The sequence below is a fragment of the Defluviimonas sp. D31 genome (assembly GCF_033436765.1).
GTDB lineage: Bacteria > Pseudomonadota > Alphaproteobacteria > Rhodobacterales > Rhodobacteraceae > Albidovulum.
In genome coordinates this window covers 1-1,838 of sequence record NZ_JAWQFN010000056.1, presented here as the reverse complement: position 1 = coordinate 1,838, position 1,838 = coordinate 1, and the positions used below count along the sequence as shown (strand labels likewise).

Genomic DNA, 1,838 nt, shown 5'->3' with positions numbered 1-1,838 from the left:
GCCGGCCTTTACAGGCGTGCGGTTCACGCCTAGCTAGGCCGGGTCGCGTGCCGCAGAAGAGTTTCCGCATGATCCGCAAACTGCTTTCAAGGTTGTCCGACAGGATGCTGTGGCGGCTCCTGCGCGAGAACGTGCGGCTGCAGGTGTTCAACTACGGCACCGCCATGGCGGCGATGGCGGTGATCGCGGTGACGACGGCGCTGACGGCCTGGATCATGCGCGACATCATCGATTCGATGATGGCCTCGGGCAACCGCGCCCAGGTCTTCGCGGTCGCCGCCTCGGTGGCGCTGATCTTCGCGGTCAAGGGGATTGCGACCTATGTCCAGGTGGTCTCGCTCAGCCGCGCCGGCAACAGCATCGTCGCGGCCCAGCAGCGCAAGCTCTACGACCGCATCCTCCAGCACGGCGTCGCCTTCTTCAACGAGCGCGCCTCCTCGGACCTGCTGATGCGGGTGACGCTCTCGGCGGAATCGGCGCGGCGGGTCATCGACACGATCGTGATGTCCTTCGTGCGCGACCTCCTGACGCTGATCGGGCTCGTCGCGGTGATGATCTACCAGCAGCCGACGCTGTCGCTCTTTTCGCTGATATTCGGCCCGGCGGCGATGTACGGGATCCGCAAGATCCTCGGCCGGGTGCGCCAGATCATGGAGGCCGAGATGGCCTCGCTGGCCGAGATCATCAAGGTGATCCAGGAGACCTCGGCGGGGATCCGCGTCGTCAAGGCCTTCGCGCTCGAGGACAGCATGGCCGAGCGGATGCGCAGCGCGGTGGCCTCGGTCGAGAGCCGCGCCAATGCGCTGGCGCGGCTCGAGGCGGCGACGAGCCCGCTGATGGAGACGCTCTCGGGCTTCGCGATCGCCGCGGTGGTGGCCTTGAGCGCGGTCAGCCTCTTTGGCGACACCGCGACCACGCCGGGCGAGCTGATGTCCTTCGTCACCGCGCTCCTGATGGCCTACGAGCCGGCCAAGCGGCTGGCGCGGATGCGGGTCAGCCTCGAGAGCGGCATGGTCGGGGTCGGGATGATGTACCACATCCTCGACACGCCGATCTCGGTGACCGAGGCGCCCGAGGCGCGGCCCTTGCCGGCGGGGCCGGGCGCGGTGCGGCTCTGCGAGGTGGGCTTCGGCTACGGCGACGGGCGGCCTATCCTGCGCGGGATCGACCTCAGCTTCGAGGCCGGCCGGACGACGGCGCTGGTCGGCCCCTCGGGCGGCGGCAAGTCGACGATCATCAACCTGATCATGCGGCTCTACGACCCGACCTCGGGCCGGGTCGAGATCGACGGCTTCGACCTGCGCGAGGCCAGCTTCACCTCGCTGCGCGACCGGATCGCCTTCGTCGGTCAGGAGACCTTCCTGTTCTCGGGCTCGGTGATGCACAACATCCGGCTCGGCCGGCGCGAGGCCACGGACGACGAGGTGATCGCGGCGGCGAAGGCGGCCAATGCGCATGACTTCATCCTCGGCCTGCCGGAGGGCTACCAGTCCAATGTCGGCGAGAACGGCGCCAATCTCTCGGGCGGCCAGCGCCAGCGCATCGCGATCGCCCGGGCGCTCCTGCGCGACGCGCCGATCCTCCTGATGGACGAGGCCACGAGCGCGCTCGATTCCGAATCGGAGTTCCTGGTGCAGCAGGCGCTCGGCCGGCTGGCCGAGGGCCGCACCACGATCGTCATCGCGCACCGGCTCTCGACGGTGATGAGCGCCGACCGCATCGTCGTGATCAAGGACGGCCAGGTCGACGAGGAGGGCGCCCCGGAGAGCCTGCTCCAGAAAAACGGCCTCTTCCGAACCCTCTACGACCACCAGTTCGGACACGCGGAAGCCCGCTGA

General features: G+C 68.6%; 1 protein-coding gene. It reads left to right on the top strand.

Annotated features, from left to right (window positions below; genetic code table 11):
* Positions 1-68 precede the first annotated feature (68 nt).
* Complete coding sequence (locus R5H32_RS20830; protein ID WP_318340552.1) at positions 69-1,838, top strand: ABC transporter ATP-binding protein; 1,770 nt, start codon at positions 69-71, stop codon at positions 1,836-1,838.